Source organism: Kribbella sp. NPDC004875, from assembly GCF_042873375.1.
Taxonomy (GTDB): domain Bacteria; phylum Actinomycetota; class Actinomycetes; order Propionibacteriales; family Kribbellaceae; genus Kribbella.
Genome location: NZ_JBIALI010000003.1, coordinates 150,072 through 173,948 on the forward strand (window position 1 = coordinate 150,072; position 23,877 = coordinate 173,948).

21 protein-coding genes are annotated in these 23,877 nt (G+C 68.6%); 10 read left to right on the forward strand and 11 right to left on the reverse strand.

Annotated elements, in window-relative coordinates; genetic code table 11:
- Positions 1–2: 2 nt before the first annotated feature.
- From ACFYRH_RS17905 to ACFYRH_RS17920, 4 genes are all read right to left on the reverse strand, one after another.
- Positions 3–1,232, reverse strand: a complete 1,230-nt coding sequence (locus ACFYRH_RS17905; protein ID WP_387775719.1) for an NRAMP family divalent metal transporter — start codon at positions 1,230–1,232, stop codon at positions 3–5.
- On the reverse strand, positions 1,229–1,648 hold the full coding sequence (locus ACFYRH_RS17910) for a hypothetical protein (RefSeq protein WP_387775722.1): 420 nt from the start codon (positions 1,646–1,648) through the stop codon (positions 1,229–1,231). The genes ACFYRH_RS17905 and ACFYRH_RS17910 overlap by 4 nt, the downstream gene beginning before the upstream one ends.
- 157 nt (positions 1,649–1,805) lie before the next feature.
- Entirely contained in the window at positions 1,806–2,822 is a 1,017-nt protein-coding gene (locus ACFYRH_RS17915; RefSeq protein ID WP_387775725.1) for a DNA topoisomerase IB, read from the reverse strand.
- Between the two features lie 64 nt (positions 2,823–2,886).
- The gene (locus tag ACFYRH_RS17920; protein WP_387775728.1) at positions 2,887–3,564 is read right to left on the reverse strand and encodes an ANTAR domain-containing protein; all 678 of its coding nucleotides are present in this window, start codon (positions 3,562–3,564) and stop codon (positions 2,887–2,889) included.
- Positions 3,565–3,743: 179 nt separating this feature from the next.
- Between ACFYRH_RS17920 and ACFYRH_RS17925 the strand changes: the two genes are divergently transcribed.
- Positions 3,744–4,433: a GAF and ANTAR domain-containing protein gene (locus ACFYRH_RS17925; RefSeq protein ID WP_387775731.1), complete on the forward strand. Its 690-nt coding sequence runs from the start codon at positions 3,744–3,746 to the stop codon at positions 4,431–4,433.
- Positions 4,434–4,666: 233 nt separating this feature from the next.
- On the opposite strand, the gene ACFYRH_RS17930 is transcribed toward ACFYRH_RS17925, so the two are convergent.
- Complete coding sequence (locus ACFYRH_RS17930; RefSeq protein ID WP_387775734.1) at positions 4,667–5,737, reverse strand: LacI family DNA-binding transcriptional regulator; 1,071 nt, start codon at positions 5,735–5,737, stop codon at positions 4,667–4,669.
- Between the two features lie 50 nt (positions 5,738–5,787).
- On the opposite strand from ACFYRH_RS17930, the gene ACFYRH_RS17935 reads away from it, so the two are divergent.
- Positions 5,788–7,077, forward strand: coding sequence for an MFS transporter (locus ACFYRH_RS17935; RefSeq protein WP_387775737.1), 1,290 nt, complete (start codon positions 5,788–5,790; stop codon positions 7,075–7,077).
- A 71-nt stretch (positions 7,078–7,148) separates the two neighbouring features.
- Here ACFYRH_RS17935 and ACFYRH_RS17940 read toward each other — a convergent pair whose 3' ends face one another.
- Positions 7,149–9,509 carry a hypothetical protein gene (locus ACFYRH_RS17940; protein ID WP_387775742.1) on the reverse strand — a complete coding sequence of 787 codons (2,361 nt, stop codon included), beginning with the start codon at positions 9,507–9,509 and terminating at the stop codon, positions 7,149–7,151.
- A gap of 445 nt (positions 9,510–9,954) precedes the next feature.
- On the opposite strand from ACFYRH_RS17940, the gene ACFYRH_RS17945 reads away from it, so the two are divergent.
- Positions 9,955–10,119 (forward strand): hypothetical protein, encoded by a 165-nt coding sequence (locus ACFYRH_RS17945; RefSeq protein WP_387775745.1) that lies wholly within the window; start codon positions 9,955–9,957, stop codon positions 10,117–10,119.
- 297 nt (positions 10,120–10,416) lie between these two features.
- Complete coding sequence (locus tag ACFYRH_RS17950) at positions 10,417–10,986, forward strand: hemerythrin domain-containing protein (protein ID WP_387775748.1); 570 nt, start codon at positions 10,417–10,419, stop codon at positions 10,984–10,986.
- A gap of 402 nt (positions 10,987–11,388) precedes the next feature.
- Here ACFYRH_RS17950 and ACFYRH_RS17955 read toward each other — a convergent pair whose 3' ends face one another.
- Positions 11,389–11,610 (reverse strand): DUF2945 domain-containing protein, encoded by a 222-nt coding sequence (locus ACFYRH_RS17955; protein ID WP_387775752.1) that lies wholly within the window; start codon positions 11,608–11,610, stop codon positions 11,389–11,391.
- Positions 11,611–11,797: 187 nt separating this feature from the next.
- Between ACFYRH_RS17955 and ACFYRH_RS17960 the strand changes: the two genes are divergently transcribed.
- The 4 genes from ACFYRH_RS17960 to ACFYRH_RS17975 are packed head-to-tail and all read left to right on the forward strand — an operon-like array spanning position 11,798 to position 16,785.
- Entirely contained in the window at positions 11,798–12,550 is a 753-nt protein-coding gene (locus ACFYRH_RS17960) for an SDR family NAD(P)-dependent oxidoreductase (protein WP_387775755.1), read from the forward strand.
- Complete coding sequence (locus ACFYRH_RS17965; RefSeq protein ID WP_387775758.1) at positions 12,550–14,496, forward strand: neutral/alkaline non-lysosomal ceramidase N-terminal domain-containing protein; 1,947 nt, start codon at positions 12,550–12,552, stop codon at positions 14,494–14,496. The genes ACFYRH_RS17960 and ACFYRH_RS17965 overlap by 1 nt, the downstream gene beginning before the upstream one ends.
- Complete coding sequence (locus ACFYRH_RS17970) at positions 14,471–15,346, forward strand: 2-oxo acid dehydrogenase subunit E2 (RefSeq protein ID WP_387775761.1); 876 nt, start codon at positions 14,471–14,473, stop codon at positions 15,344–15,346. Before ACFYRH_RS17965 ends, ACFYRH_RS17970 begins: the two co-directional genes overlap by 26 nt.
- 2 nt (positions 15,347–15,348) lie before the next feature.
- Complete coding sequence (locus ACFYRH_RS17975) at positions 15,349–16,785, forward strand: wax ester/triacylglycerol synthase family O-acyltransferase (RefSeq protein ID WP_387778289.1); 1,437 nt, start codon at positions 15,349–15,351, stop codon at positions 16,783–16,785.
- Here ACFYRH_RS17975 and ACFYRH_RS17980 read toward each other — a convergent pair.
- Together ACFYRH_RS17980 and ACFYRH_RS17985 are read right to left on the reverse strand one after the other, a co-directional pair.
- Positions 16,766–17,518 carry an esterase/lipase family protein gene (locus ACFYRH_RS17980; RefSeq protein ID WP_387775764.1) on the reverse strand — a complete coding sequence of 251 codons (753 nt, stop codon included), beginning with the start codon at positions 17,516–17,518 and terminating at the stop codon, positions 16,766–16,768. The two genes, ACFYRH_RS17975 and ACFYRH_RS17980, sit on opposite strands and share 20 nt — an antisense overlap.
- Before the next feature lie 51 nt (positions 17,519–17,569).
- A complete protein-coding gene (locus ACFYRH_RS17985; protein ID WP_387775767.1) occupies positions 17,570–18,154 on the reverse strand; it encodes a hypothetical protein in 585 nt (194 codons plus the stop codon).
- Between the two features lie 214 nt (positions 18,155–18,368).
- Here ACFYRH_RS17985 and ACFYRH_RS17990 point away from each other — a divergent pair, with 214 nt between their 5' ends.
- A complete protein-coding gene (locus ACFYRH_RS17990; RefSeq protein ID WP_387775770.1) occupies positions 18,369–18,992 on the forward strand; it encodes a hypothetical protein in 624 nt (207 codons plus the stop codon).
- 36 nt (positions 18,993–19,028) lie between these two features.
- Positions 19,029–19,907, forward strand: a complete 879-nt coding sequence (locus ACFYRH_RS17995; RefSeq protein WP_387775773.1) for a universal stress protein — start codon at positions 19,029–19,031, stop codon at positions 19,905–19,907.
- Positions 19,908–19,926: 19 nt separating this feature from the next.
- Here ACFYRH_RS17995 and ACFYRH_RS18000 read toward each other — a convergent pair whose 3' ends face one another.
- Together ACFYRH_RS18000 and ACFYRH_RS18005 are read right to left on the reverse strand one after the other, a co-directional pair.
- A complete protein-coding gene (locus tag ACFYRH_RS18000) occupies positions 19,927–22,638 on the reverse strand; it encodes a cation-translocating P-type ATPase (RefSeq protein WP_387775775.1) in 2,712 nt (903 codons plus the stop codon).
- A gap of 208 nt (positions 22,639–22,846) precedes the next feature.
- Positions 22,847–23,860: a DUF2157 domain-containing protein gene (locus tag ACFYRH_RS18005; RefSeq protein WP_387775778.1), complete on the reverse strand. Its 1,014-nt coding sequence runs from the start codon at positions 23,858–23,860 to the stop codon at positions 22,847–22,849.
- Positions 23,861–23,877 lie beyond the last annotated feature (17 nt).

Consider the following 23,877-nt stretch of genomic DNA (forward strand, 5'->3'; position numbering starts at 1 on the left):
GGTCATTGCCCCGCCTTCGTGACAATCATCAGTGGAATCGCCGCGGCCGATGCGATCGTCAGCAGCGCGAGGTAGACCAGCCCGAGCGCGTTCCGCACAGGGCCGTTCACCTCCCGTCCGACGTAGTCCGGGTCATTGGCGATGATCAGGATCGGCAGGTACGTCAAAGGCAGGGCCATCGCGGCGAACACCACGGAGTACTCCGTCACCAGTACCGGATCGACCCCGGTCAGGAGGGTCAGCACGGCCAGCACCAGACAGACGATCATCACCACGTGGAACCGCGACGCCTCCTTCGGCCGGACGAACTTGCCCCATTGCCAGCCGCGGTACTGCGCGATCGTGTAACCGCACGACAGCGCCGTCTCCAGCGACGCCCCGAAGGTCGCCGCGAAGACACCGATCAGCACGACCGCCAGCCCGAGCTTGCCCAGGGCAACGGCCACCGGCAGCACGACCTGGCCCAACGTCGCGACCTCGATACCGGCCGCCAGGTACAGCACCGCCGCACACCCCATGATCGACAGCGACAACAACCCACCGAGTGGGAACCCGATGAAGACATTGGACCGCGCCGTCCCCAGATCCCGCCGGGTCCATTTCTCCTCCACCCCGCCGGAGGAGAAGAAGAACACCTCGTACGGCGTCATCGCGGCACCGAACAACGCGATCCCGTAGTACGCGTACGTCCACCAGCTCTCGTGTCCGATCGGATGCGGGCGCAAGGCCTGATGCATCAGCTGTCCCCAGTCGGGCCCGAGCTTGAACAGGGCCACCGCGAAAACCACCAGCAACAGACCCAAGAGCCCGAAGACCTGCTCCAGCCGGGAGAACTTGACCCGCCAGATCACCAACCACACCGCCAGCGCCGCGAGCGGCATCCAGAGCAGATAGTTCACGCCGCTCGCCAACTCGAACGCCAGCGCGACGCCACCGATCTCGGCGATCAGCGTCAGCAGCGTGACCAGGAGCGACGCCACCAGGGTCAGCAGTCCGGTACGCGGCCCGAGACGCTCACGGATCAGATCGAACACCGGTCGCCCCGACATCGCCACGACCCGGCCGCACATCTCGGCGTACAGACAGATCCCGATCACCCCGACCACGACCACCCAGGCCAGGTGCATGCCGAACCGGGCGCCCACCAGCGCGTTCGTGACCAGGTCCCCGATGTCCACGAACCCGCCGATCGCGGTCAGGATGCCCAGTGTCACGCCGACGAACTTCTTCACGACGCGACCTCCTCGATCGACTGGAGGTCGCGGCTCGCGGCACGCAGCTGGTCGAGCTGTCGCTCGGCGGCGGCGAGATCGTTGTTGCCGAGGGCAATGCGCACCGCGGTCACCGCAGTCTGCGCATCGTCGAGTGCCTTGGTCACCTGCTCGTACAGCGAGGTCGACGCTCCGGTGGCCGGCTGCTGCGCCGAGAACGAGCTCGCGGCCTTCTCGACCCCCTGCTCAGCGTCCTTGACGATCTGCTCGGCCGACTGGGACCACAGCCGACGCGACCGCAGCTGCTCGACCGCCAGCCGCGTCGTCCCGACCTCGGAAGCAGCCTCCCGCGCCGACTGCGCCGCCGCCTGCCGCAGTTGCTGCTCCGGACCCTGGCACCCGGTCAGCAGCACCAGCAGCATCACGACAACCACCACTCGACGCACTGTTCACCGTCCATGGTCCGATAGCCGTACAACGCCGCAGTACCCAGACCCACACGCCACACGCGGGCACCACCGCACCCACACGGCGTGGTTTGGGCACGATCGTGGCTCGTATGTTCCTGTCCATGGCGGACGCCGGCCGCTGACGTCAGTCCCGGCCGGCGTGGTCGAGGACCTTGTTCACCGCGCGTTCGAGGGCGGCGCGGGCCTGCTCGTCGTCGAGGTCGGCACCGACCCGGTCGACGGTGCTCTCGATCGTGCGGCCGTGTTCGTACTGGTCGACGATGCGCGGATCGACGTACGAGCTCCGGGCGACGGTCGGCGTGTTCCCGAGGTGGTCGGACACCTCGTCCAGCATCGATCGCACCGCCTCGTTCAGGGCCCTCTTCGTCGACGGCGGATCGGCCTGCGCGAGCTCGACCGCGGCGTGCACGGTGGCGGTCCAGGTACGCAGGTCCTTGACCGTGTAGTCCTCGCCGACCAGTTCCTGGAAGCGCTCGTTGATCATCGCGGCGTCGAGTTCGTGGTAGCCGTCGCCGTCGCGGTAGACGAGCAGTCGGTCGGTCCCGTGCCGCCCCCGCTGCAGTGAGCGCACCGCCGCGACGAGTCGGTCGTCGTCCAGTTCGACCCGGCGCCGCTGACCGCCCTTCGCGACGAAGTCGAACACGAGCTTGCCCTTGCTGACCCGTACGTCGTCGCGGTGCAGGGTCGCCACGCCGCGGCTGCCGTTCTCGTCGGCGTACTGCGTGTTCCCGGTCCGGAAGACGCCGTAGTCGAGCATCCGCAACGCGATCGCCAGCACCCGTCGCCGGTCGAGCCCGCGTCCGGACAGGTCGTTGTCCACGGCTTCCCGGAACGCGGGCAGCTTCCGGGCGAGCAGGCGGACCCGATCGTGCTTGTCCGCGTCCTGCGTCGACCGCCAGTCGTCGTGGTACAGATACTGCCGCCGGCCCGCCTGGTCGTTGCCTGTGGCCTGGATGTGTCCGTTCGGGTACGGGCAGATCCAGACATCGGTCCAGGCCGGCGGAATCGCCAGCGTCCGGATCCGCTCCAGCACGTCGGTGTCCCGGATCGGCTGCCCGTCGACATCGAGGTAGCTGAACCCACGCCCACACCTCCGGCGGGTGAACCCGTCCTTCTCAGGATGGCTCCGACGAAGTCGCATGCCCTCCGGTACCCACAGTTACTCTCCGGCTCGCCGGCACGGATCAGCGGCCCGCATCATGCGGCTACGACCCATGACGTGTCGCTGCGATGACGCGTTCCGCGATCAGGCGGAGCTTGATGTTGCTGTCCTGGGAGAGCCGGGTCAGGAACGCGAACGCACGGTCGTCGCTGAGCCGGTACCGTTCCATCACGATGCCCACCGCCGTACCGATCGTGGTGCGGGTGCGGACCGCCTCCTGCAGATTGTGGATCTCCCGCGCGTAGTCGATCGCCCACGCTGCCTGGTGCCGGAACAGTTCGGCGATCGTCGCGAGATCGTGGAACGAACCAGGCTTGTGCGCATAGAGATTCAAGGCACCTCGCGACCTGGGAGCGTCGAAGAGGCTGATCCCCGCCTGTGCGCCGATACCGGCAGCGACCGCCGCCGCGGCGTACTCGGGGAACCGGCCGTCATGAGCCAGATCAGTCGACACAACGTGTACCGAGTTCTCCGCGGCGCTGTAACAAGGCCCTTGACGAAGTTCGTGCTGTGCGGCGTCGAGGCCCCACAGCAGGTCGTCGCTCGGCGCGACGGTTTCCAGCAGGCCGTCGCCGTGCAGAACGGTGATGCTGGCGTAGTCGGTCTCCGGCAAGACCTCGACAGCCGCGGCCGTGATTCGGCTCAGCGTGTGATCGAGGTCGCCAGGAGTCAGCGTCCTCGCCATTCGCTGGGCCAGGTCCAGCAGCTGCTCGCCGTTCACAACGAATTCGGTACCCAGAGCTGCGCCAAGCTACCCATCACCGAGACGGCCCTGCGGCCGATGCCACGCCGGTCGCGCCGCTGGTCAGGGGCTTACATCCCGAGCGATCCGGGTACGGGCCTGATAGCCGGACAGCCGCCCGGCGAGACTCCGTCCGGACCCCGCGGAGGTGACATCACATGTCCGGTCAGAAAACTGCACTTGAAGGCTCGGCCGAGACCTTCGGGCGCTTTGCGGTAGACCTGGCGTCTGCGGAGGGCCTCGAGGCAACCGTCGAGACCACCAGTCGATATGCCCTCCAGGTCCTCGGGTGTGAGTACGCAGGCATCTCACTGGTGGTGCCCGACGGTATACAGGTCGCATACACGACCGACCCTCTCGTGGCCTACGTCCTGCGCTGGCAGCTGGAAGTCGGTGACGGGCCGATGCTGCACGCTCTCACCTCAGCGGTCCCTGTACATGTCGCAGATCCCGCCACCGAGACCCGGTGGCCGCTGTGGAGCCGGCTCGTCGCCGAGCTGCCGATCAACGCGATGCTGCACGTGCCCCTGGCCACCGGCTCCTCCCCCATTGGCGCCCTGTCGCTCTATCACGACAAAGCCCACACCTTCAGCCTCGAGGACGCACAGATCGGACACGTCCTCGCCGCCCATGCCTCGATCGCCATTGCGGCGAGCCGGCACGAAGCACACCTCATCCAGGCGATGGACACCCGCAGAGTGGTCGGCCAGGCGATGGGGATTCTGATGGAACGCAACGACCTCACCAGCGACCAGGCCTCCGACGTCATGCGCCGTTATTCACGAGACTCCCACCTCGCACCCGGCGCTACCGCCCAGGAGATCATCGTCACCCGCGGCACGAACTGATCCCGCATTTAAGGCAGGCACCTAGTTCCCGCGCTCGCGGTCGGAGTCGCACTCGCGGCCGCGCCGTACCCCTGTAACGGCGCGACCGCCCCCGTTCGTGCGCCGATCGGTACCCCAGGAAGTACGCCGTACGCCTGCCACGAGACTGTGATTTCGCGCTGTGCGGCCGATCGCCGCAAGAACGTGATCGGCTTTCGTGTACTCCGCCGATCGTGATGTCGTACCGCCCGTAGTTACCGGTCGGTGTCTGGCCGTTGCTCGGGAGCGACCACGCTCCACGGCACCAGGTGACCGTCGGACTCGCCTGATAACGCCGCTTGCGCGCACGCACGGCCCTGCTCGCGAAGGGGGGCCGCGACGGACCAGACTCCTGAGGTGGTGGCTTCGCGCGAGCCGTCCCACCCGGCGAGCACTACGTTGTTCCGCTGCGTGCGACGCACCGCTGAGTAGGCCCCCAGCGCCAGCTCGTCGCTCATCGCCAGCATCACCACGGAGCCAGAGCCCTCCAGTGTCTCGAGCAGTGCTTCGGCGGCATCCTCACCCAGTTCACGCTGATTGCGCTCCACCACGGCGATCCGCACGTTGCCCCAGTCGTGACCGCCTGCGGTCAGCGCATCGCGGTAGCCGGCCAGACGCGCTCCGGTGACGGGGAAGGGGACCGCCTGCGGATCCATCAGATCGGACGGCAGGTCGTTGCCGCGCAGGACGCCGCTAGTACGGCGCCGGTCGAGGGGGAAGCTGATGATGAGGGGGGTCGCCTCAGCCAGCGGCGTGGCGGCCGCGACCGCTGCCGCGGCTGCCCGGTCGTCGGGCCCGATGCACACCAGCCCCGTGGGGGCAGGGCCGCCTTGGATGGCAGCGGGTCGCCCGCTTGCCGCCACGGCGGCGAGGACCGGGTCATCGGCCACGGTGGTCCACAGCACGTAGCCGTCCACTGCCGCTGACAGCACCCTGTCGACGTCGGAGGCATCCCCGCGGGTGGGGATCAGCATCATCCCCAAGCCCTCGCTGACGCAGACGTCGGCGACCCCGGCCAGGAACTGCGTCGCCTGTGGATTGTCGAACAGGTAGGACAGGTGCTCCCCGATCACCACTCCCAACTGGTTGGCGCGTCCCGAGCGCAGGGCGCGGGCGGTGCTGTCGGGGTGATAGCCGAGCCGAGCCGCGGCCTCCAGCACCCGGTTCCGGGTGGCCTCGGCCACCCGTGCGGGGTGGTTGAAGGTGTAGGAGACGGTCATCGGCGCGACGCCCGCCCGCTCCGCGACGTCTTTGACAGTGGGGCGACGCCGGGCACGTGTGGACATGGCGACAGCATACTTGTGTAACGTTACGATTCTGTGTAACGCTACGATCCATGAGTCGCGACACGGCCTCCTCCGAGCTCCGGCCGCCCCTTGTCGGTGCCCGCGCCGCCTACGCGGCGTTCGCCGCGTTCGCTGGGTTCGGGATCTTCTGGGGCGCCTGGGGGGCGGCCCTGCCCGCGTTGCGCACCCAGGCAGGGGTCAACGACGGCCAGCTCGGCACCGCCTTGCTCTTCATCGGCCTGGGGGCGCTGCCATCGATGGCGTTCACCGGACGAGCGGTGGACCGCTTCGGGCTCCGCGTGGCGGCGTGGCTGTTGTCGGCACTCGCCGGTGCCGGCCTCCTCATCACCGCCGGCGCCCATGGATTGAGAACACTGATCATCGGGATGCTTGTGGTCGGCGCAGCCTCCGGTGCTGCGGACGTGGCCATCAACGCCCTGGCTGGGCGCGCAGAGCACGCCACCGCCAAGCCGCTGCTCACCCGTTCCCACGGGCTGTTCTCGGTGGGCGTCGTCGTCGCCAGCCTGTCCACCGGCGCGCTGCTGGGTGCGGGACTGCCACTACTGGCAGCCTTCGTCGTGGTCGCGGCGTTGATGCTCGCCCTGGCAGCAGCCGCCCTGCTGACCAGCACGTCGCTCGAGATCCCGGCTCACGACGGGGACGCCGGTTGCAGGGTTGATGCTCCCGAGTCCGACCGCGAGGTGCCGGAGGGACCGGCAGGCTTCGGCGCGGCCACGCCTCGTGGCCCATTGCGGCTCAAAGGCTTGCTGCGCCGGATCAACCGGATCTCACCCCTGATCGTCGTGGGACTCGTGGCTGCCTTGGCCTACGCCATCGAGAACGCCCACCAGAGCTGGGGAGCGGTGATGCTTACCGACGTCTTCAGCGCCTCACCCCAACTGGCGGCCGCAGCCCCTGCGACCTTCGCCGCCACCGCCGCGCTGGCGCGCCTGAGCCTGGCGCGGTTCTCACGCAGCCATCCCACCGCGATGCTCGTCAGCGGCGGCGTCCTGGCCACCGCCGGAAGCGCGGTGCTGGCCGCCGCCCCCTCGGGCCCTGTGGCACTGGCCGGGCTGGTGCTGGCCGCCCTGGGCACCGCGACGCTGTTCCCCACGCTGCTGAGCCGCAGCCTGCGTGGAACCGACCCCGCTCAGCACGGCCGGGCCACCTCCACCGTTGCCGCCACGGCTTATCTCGGCTTCCTGCTCGGCCCGGCCTACGTAGGCCTGCTGGCCGAGACCAGCGGCCTTCGCGGCGCGATGTTCGGCGTGGCCGCCCTCGGCTCGGTCTTCATCCTCACAGCAGCACCAACCAGCGCCCGAGCCACGAACCGGTCGTGATGCCCCTCGGCGTCACCCCCGATCATGTTCGCGCGATCTCCCGAAGACCTACCCGTTCGATGAGAGAGCGGTCAGCCGCCGTCACGTGTGGCTGCCGCGAAGTTCGTCAACGGCACCTGCTCTGGCAGTATCGCCTCCCATGGCCGGGCTATCGATCCGTCCGGCGCCACGCCGTACCTGCGAAGTCGCTCTGCCTCTGGGCCGCGCCCCGTCCGTGCCAGCAGCTCGGCCATGATCCAGAGGGCCCTTCCGTTTCCGGACGTCAGCTCATGCCGGAGCCAAACGATCGCCTCCTCCCGTCGATCTGCCTGCTCCAGGAGCTCGACGGCCGTGCGCATCGCGTAGGTGCTCTCGTTGGAGTACCACTGATAGTGGCGGATGGCCTCGTCGGTCCGGCCCTCGCGGACCAGTGGATCACCTATCCAGAAGATGACCGGGTTCGGGCCGCTCATCCTGCTACCCATGTAAAGCTCGTCATCATCAGAGTCACTCACGGGGTACTGATCGTCGATGGCGGATGCGAGCCGGTCGCCGAGCTCGCGCAGCTCGGTTTCGTCGTTGATCTCATGATGGCGGCTCAACACCGCGTTCAACTCGTCGCGCCGGTCATCCAGCAGATAGGCGAGTGCTTCCAGAGCGGCCTGGATGCCCGTTCCTGTGCCCGTCTCTGTGCCCGTCTCTGTGCTGGCCTCTATGCGACCGCGCAGCCAGCTGACGGTTTCCTCCTCACCGATGCCGGACCACTCGGTCAGCCAGGCCACCCGGGCGTAGGCGTCATCGTCCGTTCCGGATTCAGCGCACCATCGATACCAGCCGAGAGCCTCGGGAATTCGGTTGATGCTCTCCAGCATCACGGCCAGCGACCACGCCGCTCTCCGTTGACCTGCCCGGACGGCTGCGACGTAACAGCGGCAGGCATCGCGCATCAAACCCCGGTCCAGGGCTGCAGCGGCCAGTGTGGTGAGGTCGTCGCGGGCGCCGAAATCGATGAAGGCCTCCCACAGGGCAGCTGGGACGGGCATGGTGCGGCGAGTTTCGCGGCCGTGTTGTTCAAGGTAGTCGGCCAGACGGTAGCTGGGCTGCTCATCTGCGGGCTGACCGCCGCGCGACCTGCGGCGGTACAGCGGGCTCCGTGTCCCGCGGCATGCTTCCCTGTCGGTGACGTAGTCCCAGGCTCGCTGCTGCCAGTTGTCGGGCAGCGCATCCCACTGCAGGTCGGTCAGATAGCCGGGCACGGCGGCTTCCAGCACGGCGAGTGGGAGCTCGTCACCGTGGCCCAGGCGGCGGGCGTCCATGGCTGCCTCTATCAGCCCCCGTGCGGCATCAGGGGCGGTGCGGTAGCGCTCCAGCAGGGCGGGACCACCGGCTAGATACTGGGTGATCTGTCCCTGCTCCGCGCGTGCGAGGGCCTCGGCCAGACGGGGATCGCCGTCGCCTGCGGTGTGTACGGCCTTCAGCTCGTCGGGGGTGAATGCCGCGGGCGCTGGGATGTCCTTCGCCTTGACCAACTGTCGGGCCTGCGCGTACGGGTCCGGGCCAGTGCCAGGGACGGCAGTGAGCTCGTCCCAGTGCTGGTGCCAGATGGAGCCCAGTACCAGCACCGGGGCGCGTCTGGAGTCGTTCAGCACCTCGCGGAGACCGGACGCGACTTGCGCGCTGTGTTCCTGGTTGAGGAGGTAGTGCTGGGCTTCGTTGAGCCATACCACTGTCTGTGGTCGTACCTGGTCCAGTTGCCCCATCAGGGCAGACGCGGGGTTGGGCTCGATCGGATGCCATAGCCGCCATCCGTCCGGGAGGTTCTTGATTGCTTCCCAACAGGCCCGGGTCTTGCCCGTGGAGGAGTTGCCGACCAGGAGAGCGATTCCGCTCTGCCCGTCCGCTGCCGCGGCGACCATCGCATCCAGGCGCTCGTCGAACTCCCGCCGGACATAGGCGGGCAGCGCGCCGAGCCCGTCGTCGGCAGGCCCGACGACGAGGGCGGGATGAACCTCCAGGTCGTCGAGGACGAGCCGGTCGTCGTACTCGGCGATCGGCCGGCCCGCAGGGGTATACATCCCGGCCTCGATCCACAGATCGCGTATCCGCGCGGCCAGATCACCTGCGTTCCAGGCGGCACGGCGGGCGAGCACGACGGCGACGGAAACCACGTCGGCCTGGCTGGGCTGCAGGTTCGGCGAGCTGATGCAGCGGTGGATGGTGTCCCTGCTCGGCGTCCCCGTCACCACGCGGTCTTTATTACCGATATTGGCGATGTCCGCGGCGATCTCGTCCAGACTCGGCGCAGCCGCCGCCAGGTACACCTCGTACAGCAGGTCCTTCAGCTCGCGTAACGGGCGGGGCCATCCCACCTGCGCCCGCTCCAGCTTCCGCGGCCGCTTCACCGGGCCGCCTCGTCGCGACTCATCGCGACTCATCGCACCGGCAGCGTTCATCCAGGCACCGTGCACAGTCTGAACGGCGCACAGGCCACCCGTTCGCGCAGCACTTGTCGCAACTGGGAGTCGGCCGTCGCGAGGGCCCGAGTATGGAGAGCAGGCCGACCGGCTGGCCACCCGCTGATAGCGAACCCGATGGAGATCCCATGTCCCGCAAACGCATGACACGCCGCGAGCGCCTGTCGCTCGTCATCACCGATGCTTTTCCCTCCACCCAAGGATCTGACCTGATCACCGTACGAAACGGCCAGACACTTCGCGCGCCTCCGCGCGGCGGCCGATCTCGCGGCGAGCAAGTCCAGCACGTAGGAGGGCGGTCCCTGTTGCAGCAGGAGACCGCCCAGCGAACAAACCCATCCGGAAGCAACGCAGGAAAGGCAGTTCATTCATGAGCATAGAGAACTCGTCCCCGGGCGGGCCATCGTCCCCGGACAATCTCATGATGGTGATCCTCGCGGTCACTGTGGTCGCGTTCGCATCGATCGTCGTCCTCGCACTCGCCGGCCACGCCGTCGCAGCGAGCGTGATCAGCGCGGTGTGGGCCACGACCTGCGGTGTGCTCAGGTACATCGCCCCGCGCGGGAGCCGGCAGCGTGATAAGCCCTGAGGCTTCCGCCTCGTGGCCCGTCATCAGAGTGCGACAGGTGAGTGTGCCGGATCCTGGGCCAACTTGGACCAGTCACGCGCACCCGGCGTTCCGGGGCCTCCGCTTGAGGACGCCGCATCGACCGGCGCAGGAAGCAGCTCGATGACCTCGGCTGCAGCTGCGTCGAAGGGCTGCGGGCGGGTACCGACTGGGAATCGCCCGCCAAGAGACGGCCGGGAAGGCATCCCGAGCCAACAGGTAAGCACGCGGTCCGGTGGAGATTGCGCCCGGACCGCCGTTTCAACAACGGAGCAACAGATGAATACAGCCAGCAGCGTTGCCGAACCCGACGTGATCGACATCCTGATCGCGGATCACCGTGAGGCGCAGGATCTCGCCAATCAGATCAGCGCGACAGCAGGCGCCGACGAACGCCGGGAGCTGACCGACCAGCTCATCGCCGAGCTCGTACGGCACTCGGTCGCCGAGGAGATGTACGTCTACCCGGCCATGCGCGAGCACCTGCCCGACGGCGACCGCGCCGTCGAACACGACATCGAGGAACACAAGGAACTCGAGCAGCTGATGAAGCAACTGGAGGGCGCCGATGCGGCCACCACCGAGTTCGAGGACACCCTCCGGAAGTTGCAGCAAGTGCTCATCGACCACGTGCAGGACGAGGAGACCGAACAGTTCCCACAACTCCGCGCTCACATCCCGACGGCCGAACTCGTCCGTCTGAAGGAGAAAGTCGAGCTCGCGAAGAAGGTCGCACCCACCAGGCCCCATCCCGGCGCCCCGAACGCCGAACTGTTCCACAAACTCGCCGGCCCCGGAGTCGGGCTCGTCGACCGCCTCCGCGACAGGCTGACCGGCCGCTCCACCTAGGACGAAACCTACCGGCACGGCCAGTCCCTGGATGGCGCACTCTGCGGCTCCGACCCGCGACGCTCGGATGGGTCCATCGCTGCTCCGAGCGTCGCGGAGGCGGTCCACCCGGAGGCGTCGCTGTCCAGGAGTCACAGTGCCTCTGGCCGACCACCCTCGTCGTACTCCGTCAGACGCGCGAGGAGACCGAGCGGCGCAGGGCGGTCGCGCCGGCCGGCACCGAGTTCGTGATCGTCAGCTCGGTGTTCCATCGTGGTCCCGAAGCGCTCGAACGGGCACCCGGGAGCCGTGGGTCGAGGTGACGTGGCGAACGATCAGAGCCCGGCTACCCGGACGCAGCCCGTGCCGGATCGTCGGTGATCGTGGGTCGCCTGCTCCGTCCAATTCGAGATGCCGCGAGCATCAGCGCGAGGAGGACTTCTTCCGCCGCAGCGCCGACGGTATGTGCACCGCCGTACCTCCGGACTTGGCACTGCGCACCAGGTACTGCGGTTCGCCGGGCGACGCGTCCGCTGTACGGCCACCGGCCTCGGTCCGTTCGGTGATCTTTCGCTCGACCGTCCCGTACGCCGTACCGCCATGGCTGTCCCATTCCACGACGTCACCCTTGCGGAAGTCTGTCATGACGGTGCGGTGCCCAGCTCCGGTCGCTGCATCCGTCCAATACCCCTGTCCCCCAGCTGCCGCACATCGGCACGCCAGGCATCCGGCCAGGGACCAATGCGCCGGTTTTGGGGCCGAACGGATCTGCTGGGAGTTCGAAGGCGCTGCAAGCCTGGAGCGGCTGGAGGCATCGGAGGAGGCGGGCGATATGGGCAGGCTGGACGATCGGGTCGCGCTGGTGACGGGCGCGGCGAGTGGGATCGGGAAGGCGACCGTCTGGCGGCTCGCGGCGGAGGGCGCGGCAGTCTTGCTGACCGACATCGCCGTCGAGGCCGGAGAAGCCGTGGCGGAGGCGCTGCGGGATTCAGGGGCGCAGGCCGTGTTCGCCCGCCACGACGTCGCGAGCGAAGCGGACTGGGAGTCCGTCTGCGCGCTCGCCGCCGAACAGTTCGGCGGCATCGACATCCTGGTCAACAACGCCGGTATGGGCGATCTGGCCACGATCGAGGAAACGACGCTGAAGGACTGGCAGCACACGATCGACGTCGACCAGACCGGCGTGTTCCTCGGGATGCGGACCGCGGCGCCGTACCTGAAGGCCTCCGGTCATGCCTCGGTCGTCAACATCAGTTCGATCTTCGGCACCAGCGGCGGCTTCGGCACGTCACCGGCCTACCACGCGGCCAAGGGAGCCGTCCGGACGCTGACCAAGAACGCCGCCGTGCACTGGGCGACCGACGGGATCCGGGTCAACTCGATCCATCCCGGATTCATCGACACCCCGATCCTCGACTCGGCCCGCGGTACGCCGTTCTGGACCACGATGACCACCCTCACGCCGATGGGCCGCCTCGGCCGCCCGGACGAGATCGCCGCCGGCGTCGCGTATCTGGCCGGCGACGACGCCTCGTTCGTCACCGGAGTCGAGTTGTCCATCGACGGCGGCTACCTGGCGCGCTGATGCTGTCGTGTGGGCGTGGGATCGCGGACATCACCGGCGAACCCGCTGACACCGGGATGCTCGGCTACGGCAAGTCCTGGCAGCGTAGTGACGGTATTCACCTGCGCCTGCGGTCCCGCGCGTTCGTGATCGCCGAGCCCGCCGGTGGACGGCGTGTGCTGGTCGTCGTCAACGATCTGCCGATGGTGTTCGACAGTGTCCGTCGCGCACTGCTCGACCGGCTGCGGCACCGGTACGGTGTGCTGTACACCGAGCACAACACCATGATCACGGCGACGCACACCCATTGTGGACCGGGTGGCTACTCGCACCACCGGCTCTATCACTCGAACACCGGCGGTTTCCGGCCGAAGACATTCGCGGCGATCGTCGACGGGATGACCGAGGCCGTCGTCCGGGCACACGACGACCTCTCTCCCGCCGTACTCACGCTGTCACACGGCGAACTCCACGACGCGAGCGCCAATCGGTCCAAGGTCGCCTTCGACAACAATCCGGAGGCGGACCGACGCTGCTTCCCGGACGGCGTCGATCCGCAGACCACGCTGCTGCGGATCGAGCGCGACGGAACACCGGTCGGAGCGATCAACTGGTTCGGCGTACACAACACCAGTATGACCAACACGAACACCCTGATCAGCGGCGACAACAAGGGGTACGCCGCGTACCACTGGGAACGTGTGGTGGCCGGTGCCGACTACCTGGATCGCCGACCCAACGACCTCGTGGCGGCCTTCGCACAGACCAATGCCGGCGACCTCACCCCGAACCTCGACCTACGGCCCGGCCGCGGGCCGACTGCCGACGAAGTCGAGAACACCCGCGTCATCGGACTGCGCCAGCACCAGGCCGCTGCCCGGCTCATGACCGCGCCCGGCCGGACAATTGCCGATGGCATTGATCATCGGATGACCCATGTCAACCTCGGCGCCGTGGTGATCCGGCCGGAGTTCACCGGTGACGGTCGCGAGCATCGCACCGGCGGGCCGGTCGGCGGGGCCTCGGCACTGGCGGGCAGTACGGAGGACGGGCCGGCGTTCCGCGGGTTCCACGAGGGCCGCAATCCCTTCTGGGACGGGGTGTCGCGCTGGATCTACCGCCGGATGCCCGCGCTTCGCGACGCCCAGGCACCGAAGGCGCTCGTCGCCGGCGGCCTCCGCGGCCACTACGTCGCACGGCGGGCGCCGGTCCAATTGCTGCGGATCGGGCACCTGTACCTCATCGGTGTCCCCGCCGAAGTCACGATCGTCGCCGGTCTCCGGTTGCGCCGTACGGTCGCCTCGATCGTCGGCGCGCAGCTGGCCGATGTCCTGGTCGTGGGCTATACCAACGGTTATCTGCACTACATCACGACACCCGAGGAGTACGACACCCAACAGTACGAAGGCGGCAGTACGCTCTTCGGCCGCTGGACCCTGCCCGCGCTCCAGCAGGTCGCGAGCGAGCTCGCGACCGCCATCCGAGACGGCACGCCGATACGGTACGGCGACGCCGAGCCAGACCTGTCCGGACGCCTACGACACGCCCGACCGCGGATCCCTCACGACGTTGCCCCAGCCGGCCTCGACTTCGGCGACGTGGTGTTGGAGCCCAGGGCCCGGTACCGGCCAGGCGACGTCGTGACCGCTGTCTTCGTGGCGGCGTACCCGAACAACGACCTGCACCGCAACGGCACCTATCTGGAGGTCCAGCAGCGGGTCACCGACGGCTGGTCGACCGTGGCCGACGACGGTGACTGGTCCACGACGTTCCGCTGGCGCCGCACCCGTTCGGGCCAGATCGCCGTCGTGACCTGGACCGTCCCGCAGGATGCGGCAGGCGAGTACCGCATCCGGTGCTACGGAAAGGCTCGTCGGCAGGTCCTTTGGCCCTACTCGGGCAGTTCCCGGGTGTTCACCATCGGGAACGAGGGAGGACATCATGCGAACCCCGCTGCGCCGCCGTGACGGCCGGCTCGTCACCGGCATCCCGGACGAGCGGGCGATCATGCCGTTCATCATGCGTCGCCGCAACGAGTCGACGGTCTACTTCGAACAACTCGTCGACATCACCGCGGCCCAGGACTGGATCGAGCGGTGGAACGCCGCCGGAGGACCGCGCCTCAGTCTGTTCGTCCTGCTCCTGCACGAAGTCGCCGGAATGCTGCACGCCCGGCCGCGGCTCAACCGGTTCGTCGCCCGCCGCCGGCTGTACGACCGTGACGGTGTCTACCTGTCCTTCGGCGCCATGAAGGAATTCGCCGACAACGCGACGCTGGAAATGATCAAGCGGCGCTTCGAGCCCGACGAGAGCCTCGGCACGGTGGTCCGCAGCCTCGAGACGGCGATCCAGCAAGCCCGCGCGGCCGGCGTCGCGAGCGTCGACAAGGAGCTGAAACTCCTCTTGTCGCTGCCGGTACCGTTGCTCGACATCGCGGTCGCGGTGTTCCACTGGCTCGATGCCCGCGGCCTCTTGCCGTCCTCCCTGACCAGTTCGGATCCGATGTACTCGTCGGCCGTCGTCTCGAACCTCGGGAGCCTCAAGACCGACGCAGCCTTCCACCACCTCTACGAACACGGCAACTGCCCGCTGTTCCTCGTCGTCGGGAGCTGCCGGCCGGCACCGGTCGTCCACGACGGGCGGATCCAGATCCGGCAGATCCTTCCGCTGCGCTGGACGTTCGACGAGCGGATCGAGGACGGCCTGTACGCCGCGCGCTCGGCCGAACTGCTGCGCCGCCGCCTCGAGGACCCGATCGGAAACCTCGGGCTGCCGGAAGACGCCGTGGACAGTGCGTCCGTCCGGGAGGAGCTGTGACGATGCTGCAGGTCGACGACCTCGGCGCGATGTACCTCGCCGCGGAGAACAACCGGGTGAGCACGCACACGGCAGCCTTGATCACGGTCGATCCGGCGACGCTCACCGGAGGCAAGCTCACCGTGGCCCGGCTGCGCGCGCTGGTGCTCGAACGGCTGGACCTCGTGCCGGCGTTCCACCGCCGCCTGGCCGAGGTGCCCTTCGGCCTGGACCGGCCGTACTGGGTCGAGGCCGACGTCGACCTCGACTTCCACATCCGCGAAGTCTCGTTGCCGGAGCCGGGCGACGACGACCAGCTCCGCGAACAGGTGGCACGGATCTTCTCCCGGCCGCTCGACCGCGCGCGACCGCTGTGGGAGATGTACCTGATCCAGGGACTCGCCGACGGCCGGGCCGCGGTGCTGACCAAGATCCACCACGCGGTCGCCGACGGTCGCACCGGCGTACAGATCCTGAGCGCCTTGACCGACAGCAGGCCTCGTCCGCGCCGCCGTCCTCGACGGTCGCCGCGCCCGGCCGCGCCACCGCCACCCGCCCCCGGGTCGATGCTGCTGCGCGGCTTGAGCGGCGCAGTCCGGCAACCTGCGCGCGCGGCGGCCGGCCTGCCCGCAGCCCTGTCCGGACTCGACGAACTTCCGGTGTTCGGCACGATGCCCGGTATTCGGCTCGTCGGGGCAACCACCGCGCTGGTACGGCGAGCGCGCAGGCACAGAGTGATCGCCCGGCCACCGCGGACGTCGTTCAACCGGCAGATCTCCGGGCATCGCCGGATCGGCATCACGACCGTCGCACTCGACGATGTCAAGCGGGTGAAGACCCACTTCGCGGTAAGTGTGAACGACGTAGTACTGGCGATGGCCGCGGGCGCCCTGCGCCGCTGGCTGCTCGAGCATTCGGAACTCCCCGAACAGCCCTTGACGGCGGTGGTGCCGGTCGGCCTGCGCAGAACCGGTCCGGACTCCGCGGCCAACGAACTCAGCGCCGTCGTCGTGCCGATTCCGACCGATGTGGACGACCCCGCGGCCAGGCTGGGCGTCGCGCACGAGGCGATGCTCGGCGCGTTACGCGATCTCGGCACGACCGCACCCGACGCACTCGTCGACACGGTGCGAATGGTTCCACCTGCATTCGTCGTACAGACGGTCCAGCTGCTCACCCGACTCAACGCCTGGGCTCCGCGGACGCCGGCGGTGAACGTGAACATCTCGAACGTCCGCGGACCTGAGCGGACTGTCTATCTCGCCGGGGCGCGGGTGTGCTCGATGGTGCCGCTCGCCGGGATCACGGACGGTCTCGGGGTCAATCTGACCGTGATGAGCTACAGCGGACGACTGGCCGTCGGAATCGTCGCAGACCGGGAGCAGGTGCCGGACGTGCAGCGCATTGCCGACTGGACCGCGGCGGAACTGGCGTCGCTGGTCAGTTTCGCCCGCTGCTGAAGGTCCGCAGTTTGCCGCTCAACAGGCGCTGGACGTGCCGGTCCGTACCCATCCCGTTGTGCGTGCTGATCACCTCGACATGCTCCGCCGCTGGGTCGAGACAGGAGCGCCAGTCGACGACGCCGTCGTGCTGCGAGTAGACCGACACGAACGGTAGTCCAGTAGGCCATGGTGACTCGAGAAGTGCACTTGTCCGCTCGGCACAGCCTCCGGCCAGGCAGTCCGCCGACAGCAACCAGGGACAGCCGAGAACATTGACGCGGGCCATCAGTTCCACCTGGGCGACAAGATTCCGGGTGGTCGCGAGCTGATGGAGCAACGGGGACGCCAGAGTCACGACTCCCGCCACCAGCTCGGGCCGTCGGACCGCCAGCATCCGGCAGAGCGTGCCGCCACGGCTTTGGCCGACCAGCGCCACCGATCTGCCCGCCTCCTCGGCGACCTGCTCGAGCCGGTGTTCGAGCAGTTCGAGCAGCATCTCGGTGCATCCGGAGTTGAGGACGATGCCACTGGTGAAGGTCGCATGCCCGGACCTGCGCAAGTGCCGCGCCAACGGAATCATCGACCAGTCACCGGCCAGAAAGCCAGGCACCGTCAGTACCGGTACCAGCAGCGAGTCACGCGGATCCACCGCCGGCACTCGCCGACCGATGGCCCGGACATAACCGAGCCAGCCGAGCACCTCACGCCGGCGCAGCGCGACGGGCGGGGTGAACGGCTCCCAAGCTGTCACGCCAACCATGAGTTTCACGCTCCTCCGTCGAGTGTAGGCGTCCGGGTCCGCTCACTCGGAGGTCACGGAGGACGTCGGACTTCCCCTGTCGGCTTGCCGGATGAGGTCGGACACCAGTTCCTGCGCCTGGCCGAGCGTTTCGTCCAGAGTCTTCAGCCCCGCCTCGGTCCGGCCTGCCTCCAGCGCCCACCGTGCGGCGGCCATGCCTTGCACGAGCGAATCGTTGATCTCGATCGCCTCGCGGTACAGCAGCGCCCCGGACTCGAGCCGCCGCCGCTCGGCGTCTGCGCGCCGGAGCCGGTCCGACGCGTCGCCGAGCAGGAGCCCGAGCAAGATCTCGGGTACCAAGCGCGAGATCCATCCGACCGCGCTGAGGGTCGTATCCGTCGTCACGACCCAGATCACGACGAGCACGACCGCCAGCGCCCCGGCGGCCATCCCGGCCCGTAATCCGAACGCGACAGCGATGAGCGCCACCGGCAGAGTGAACAGCAGGGTGGACGCGTCGACCAGCTCACCGGCGAACACGCGCAACAACAGCACCGACGCAAAGAGCAGGCCCGCGACAGCCAGCACGATCCTCGGGTGCTGCCGGAACCATGGCTCCTGTGGAGGGCCGGTGGCGAGAACTCTCATCCCCCAAGGGTGCGCCGCGGCCAGCCATGAGCACAGGGGTCCAAAGTCACGAACCTCGACCAGCGGCGGCCAATCCAGGTCTCCCCCGTTGCCGTCGGCCGGCTCCAGGTAGCTGAGTCGAACGGCCCATCGTGCCCGGGACGTCTGCAACTGTCGGCCCTCCGGCGCGTGGCAGACGCTGGAATCAGAGGGACCGCGGCCCAAGGAGGTTCCGATGCTGACTGACCAGCTGACATCCGCAGCGGTCGGTGTGCTGATGCACGCCGCCGACGCCGCACCGCGTCTGCACGTCCCGCGCTCCTGGCGCATCGAGGTGAACGGTCACCTGATCGACGTCTATCTCGACGAAGGCCGGCGACCCGAGCCGACCGCCAGGGTCCAGCGCATTGCCACCGGAGCCACCATCTTCAACCTGCGCTGTGCAGCTGCCTCGCTGAGCTACGACAGCTGGACGAGCCTCTACCCCTACCCGAACGAACCCGGCCTCGCCGCCCGGATCCTCGTCGAACCCACCGGTCTGCCCGACCAAGAGCTGCGTCAGCTGTACGTCGCGATCCTGACGCGGCAGCTCGCCCGTCCCGCGACGCCCCCGGACGCACAGGACCGGCGGGCGCTCGAACGGGCCGCTGCGATCGAGGACGCCCAACTGTCCTGGATTCCGGTCGGATCGCTCGCGGTCGTCGTCACGCACCGCGGCGAACCCGCGGACCAGATCCAGGCCGGTATCGCACTCGAGCGGGTCCTGCTCACCGCCGCCTCGCGCGACGTCCGGGCCGACTGCGTGAACCACACGCTGATCCGCTTCGGCGAGCGGACCATCGAACCGGACATCAGGTGAACGCCGTACCGGAGGTCCTGGACAAAGGAGAACACCATGACCACTCAGCCCGCCCCGATCGTCGTCGGGTACGACGGTTCCACCGGTAGTCAACGCGCACTGCGCTGGGCGACCGACGAAGCCGTCCGGACGATGGCGCCACTGCGGATCGTCGAAGCCTTCGAGATCGTCATCGTCACGCGTCCGTCGCCCGGCCACGTCGTACCGCTCGAGGCCGTGCGGACGGCGCGGGAGAAGGGGTTGTCGGCAGTGGCCGAAGGCATCCGCCTGCACCATCCGGAGCTCACCGTCGAGACGGCCCTGGTCGGCGGCGCGGCGCCGAAGGTGCTGATCGAGGCCGCCGAAGACGCCCGGCTGGTCGTGCTGGGGTCGCGTGGCCTCGGCGGCTGGAGCGGTCTCCTCGTCGGCTCGGTCGCCGTCCAGGTCACCACGCATGCGGTATGCCCGGTGTTGGTTGTCCCCCACGACTCGCCGCCGCACGCCCAGCACCATCACGACGACGTCGTCGTCGGTGTGGACGGCTCGAAGTCCTCGGCCAAGGCGATCGAGTTCGCCTTCGACCAGGCCGAGGCGCGCCACACCCGAGTCGTCGCAGTGCACGCCTGGACCTCGCCGTACCTGACCTACGCCGACGGCGACTCGATGCTGCAGTTCGACGAGGAGAAGGTCCGGGAGGAATCGCGGCTGCTCGTCGCCGAATCCGTCGCCGGCGCGGCCGCGGACCACCCCGACGTCGACTGGACGACCGAACTCGTCAGCGGCTCCGCAGGACAGGCGCTGCTCCGGCGGTCCGAAACCGCCGGCCTGATGGTCGTCGGTTCCCGCGGACGCGGCGGATTCAGCGGTCTCCTGCTGGGATCGGTCAGCCAGACCGTCCTGCACCACACCCGCTGCCCAATCGCCATCGTCCGCTGAAGCGACCCCGGGGGCGCCTTCAGACTGCCGGCCTCTTCACGGACCGTCGACGGCGGAACAGCCGCCAGAGTTCGTCCGCGCCCCAGACCACGAACGGGAAAGCTGTCAGGACGAAGACCTGTGGAACAGGTGGGACGGCGGTGCCGAAGATGCTCTGTAAGGCCGGCAGTGCCACTACCGCGGCAGCGAAGACCACTTCGAACGCGATGCCCCACAGGAGCAGGCGGTTCGTCGTCAGCCCTATCGAGCGGAGCGAGGCGTACTGCGTCCGGGACGCGAAGGCGGTGCCGATCTGGCAGGCCACGATGCCGAGGAAGGACATGGTTGTCGCCTGAAGCCACAGGTGGTGGAGTGCCGTACCGCTGCCGGTCGGGTCGCCAGGGCGCCAGCCGCCCGCGAGCAGGGTCCAGAAGAAGACGCCGACGACCAGCGCTGCCGACAGACCGCCGAGCAGTCCCCACGCGCGAGCCAGCATTGGGCCGTCGATCACCCCGTCGGTCCGGCGTCGTGGTGGCCGGTCCATCAGGCCTGGTTCGGCGGGTTCACGACCGAGCGCGAGCGCCGGGAGCGTCTCGGTGCCGAGGTCGATGGCCAGGATCTGCAGCACCGTCAGTGGCAGTGGGACCCGACCGCCGGACAGTGCGTAGATCAGGAACGGCACGACCTCCGCGGTCGCATGGGCGAAGATGTAGACGATGAACTTCCGCACGTTGTCGTACACTCGGCGACCCGCTTCGACCGCCGTGACGATGTCGGCGAAGTTGTCGTCGGTCAGCACCATCGTGGCGGCTTCCCGCGCAACATCGGTGCCAGAGGCCCCCATAGCGACGCCGATGTCGGCGCGGCGTAGCGCCGGTGCATCGTTGACGCCGTCACCGGTCATCGCGACAACCTGACCCTCTGCCTGCAGCGCATCCGCGATCCGTAGCTTCGCCTCGGGCGAGCTGCGAGCGAAGATCAGGTCGTGCTCGGACGCGAGCAGGCCGTCCAGTTCACGTTCGGTCATCAGGTCCAGCTCGGCGCCGGTCACCACCGTCACACGGTCACGGGTGATGCCGACCTGCCGGGCGATCTCCGCCGCGGTCAGACCGTTGTCACCGGTCACCACGATCAGCCGGATCCCGGCAGCCTGACATCGCCGGACGGCGTCTGCCACCTCGGGTCGTGGCGGATCCAGCATCGCCACCACCCCGAGAAACACCAGATCCCGCTCGACATCGGCTCGCTCGGTCGGTCGGCCGGCGGGTCTGTCGGCGACGCCGATCAGCCGCAGCCCGCGCCCCTCGAGCTCCGCGAACCTGCGGGCGAAGCCCGCCCGGACCTCGTCCGTGGCCTCGGCCGTCCCCTGCGGCCCCAGGTACCGCGTCGAACGCGCCAGCACTTCCTCGGGAGCACCCTTGACATGTAAGACCGTGTCCTCGCCGACCGAGTCGAGCGTCGACATCAACCGCAACGCGGGGTCGAACGGGAACTCTGTGATCCGCCGCCGGGCCCGCGCGACCGGATCGAGATCCGCGCCCAGCTCACCCGCGGCCCGCAGCAGCGCCACCTCCGTCGGATCCCCGCTGTCGGTCCCGGCCGGATCGTGTGCAGCGTTCGAGCACAACGCCAGTGCCTCGGCCAGACGGCGCGCCCCGGTCGTCTCGGCCGGCCGCAGCGGTACCGGACCCGACGGGGTCCACACGTCCGTGACATGCATCCGGTTCTGTGTCAGCGTGCCGGTCTTGTCCGTGCAGATCACCGTCGTCGAGCCGAGCGTCTCCACCGCCGACAGGCGCTTCACCACCGCTCCGGCCCGCGCGAGGATCCGTACGCCGACCGCCAGTGCCAACGTGATCGTCGGCAGCAGACCCTCGGGTACGTTCGCCACCAGCAAGCCGATCGCGAAATTGAGTGCATCCGGCAACGACAGCCCGGCTACCGCCGTACCGAGAATCAGGAACAGCACGCCGGCGCCGACGGCAACCGCGGCGATCAGCCAGGCCACCCGCTTGACCTGCCGCTCCAGCGGGCTGTCCTCCCGGGTCACCCGCTGCGACATCGCCGCGATCCGGCCCAGCTCGGTATGCATGCCGGTCGCGAAGACGACACCGCGGGCATCACCGGCGGTGCAGTTGGTGCCGCTGAACACGAGATCGCCGGCGTCCAAGAGGTTGCCGGATGCGTCCGTCTGGTCGGCCGACCGCACCACCGGCACCGATTCACCTGTCAACGTCGAGTTGTCGATCTCGACCGCACCGGTCACCAGGCGTACGTCGGCCGAGATCCGGTTTCCTTCGGCGATGACCACCATGTCGCCCGGTACCAGGGTCCGGGCCTCGACCGTGCGGACGTCACGGTCACGCACCACGGTCGCAAGCGCGGGCAGGTAGGCGGCCAGCGCCTCGACAGCCCGCTCGGCCTGACGTTCCTGTGCGAACGCGAGCCCTGCGTTCAGCGAGATCACCACCACGATCGCCGCTGCAAGGACGCCCGTACCGCCGACCGCGGCGAGCACCGCGGCCAGCCAGAGCAGCAACGCGAGGGGGTGGGTGAGCTGCCGACCCAACTCGCCCGCCCAGCCATTGCCCTGCCGCCGCGTCAGCTCGTTCGGCCCGTAGGCCTCGAGCCGGCGCTGCGCCTCCCTGCCGGTAAGGCCGTTCGCAGTGGTCCGTAGGTCGCGGAACAGTCGGTCGGCCGGCTCCCTCGGGTCATTCGTCAAACCCGTGGCGGGCACGTCAGTCGTGGTCACCGACCCGTGACTCTCACGTGTGCTGTTCACACCCGCAAACACGGGCTTCTTCACTACGTCGCTCCTTTCAGGAGCTCGGGTGCTTGACGAGGATTTCCTTCAGGCCGTCGACGAAGGCCAGCGACTCGTCGTACCCGCGCTGCCACTCGTTGCGGCCGAAGATCAGCCCCAGACCGCCCACGTCCATCGCATGGTCACCTCCAGTCGTTCAACGCCCGGGCCCACCTGGGTCCCGAGGCCCATGGCTTCGTCTGGCTGTTGCTGTGTAGACGGCGCCCGTCACCAGCAGGCCTCCCGCCACGAGCAGGACCAGCGGCGCCGCCAGGGCTCCGGGGAACCATTGGGTGACCACAGCCGGCAGGATGTTCAGCGCGCCGATGGCGCCCACGGCCAACAGCAGCAGATCGCGGACGATCACCGCGACGACCACGACCGCCACGACGGTGCAAAGCGCGAGGACAGCTCCGGCATCGGCGGGCAACGTCATCACCGCGCCGATCAAGGTGGCGCAGGCGGCGAGGGCGAGCACCGGACGCCGCGGCGCCAGCCTCCCGCGCAGACCGAGCAGGAACCAGGCCGCACCGATCCCCCAGACCGCCAGACCCGGAAGATGTGGTTCGGGGGTGAATTCCGCCACCGCGGCAGCGCCGGCCACCATCGTTGCCACGAAGAACACCGCCTGCTGCGGAAGAACGCGCAGTCGCCACCAGAACGCCGCCGCCAACGCGGTCGCGGCCGAAGCAGCTACCAGCGCGACCGCCTCGCCGTCCAGGTGCAGCACGCGATCAGCGAGCAGCGCGAGAAACACCGCGGCGGCAGCCGTCGACAGCACCCACAGAACAGAGCGCAGCCGGCAATAAGCGGGGCCACGCGATGCCGGGACCGCGAGTCCGGCCAGCAACAGAAGCGCCGCGACTCCACCGAGGAGCCCGAGTTGGCCGCCGTACCCCAGTGGCTGCCAGTACCGCCCAGCGATCAAGCCGGCGGCGACCAGGACGATCACCCCACCCAAGTAGGCCAGTGCTTCGGTGACCAGCAACGTCACCTGGCGCGCATCCCTCGAGCGGTGCGGCTCGACGGGCGACGGCTCCACCGGCAACCGCTCGGCGTAGCCGAGGTCAGCGCGCATCCGGTCAGCCTGCGCGGCCGTGATCAGACCTTCACCGAGCCAGTGGTCGATCAGTTCGCGCACTGACGATCGGTCGTCGGTCGACACCCTCATGTGTCCACCGTCCGTCG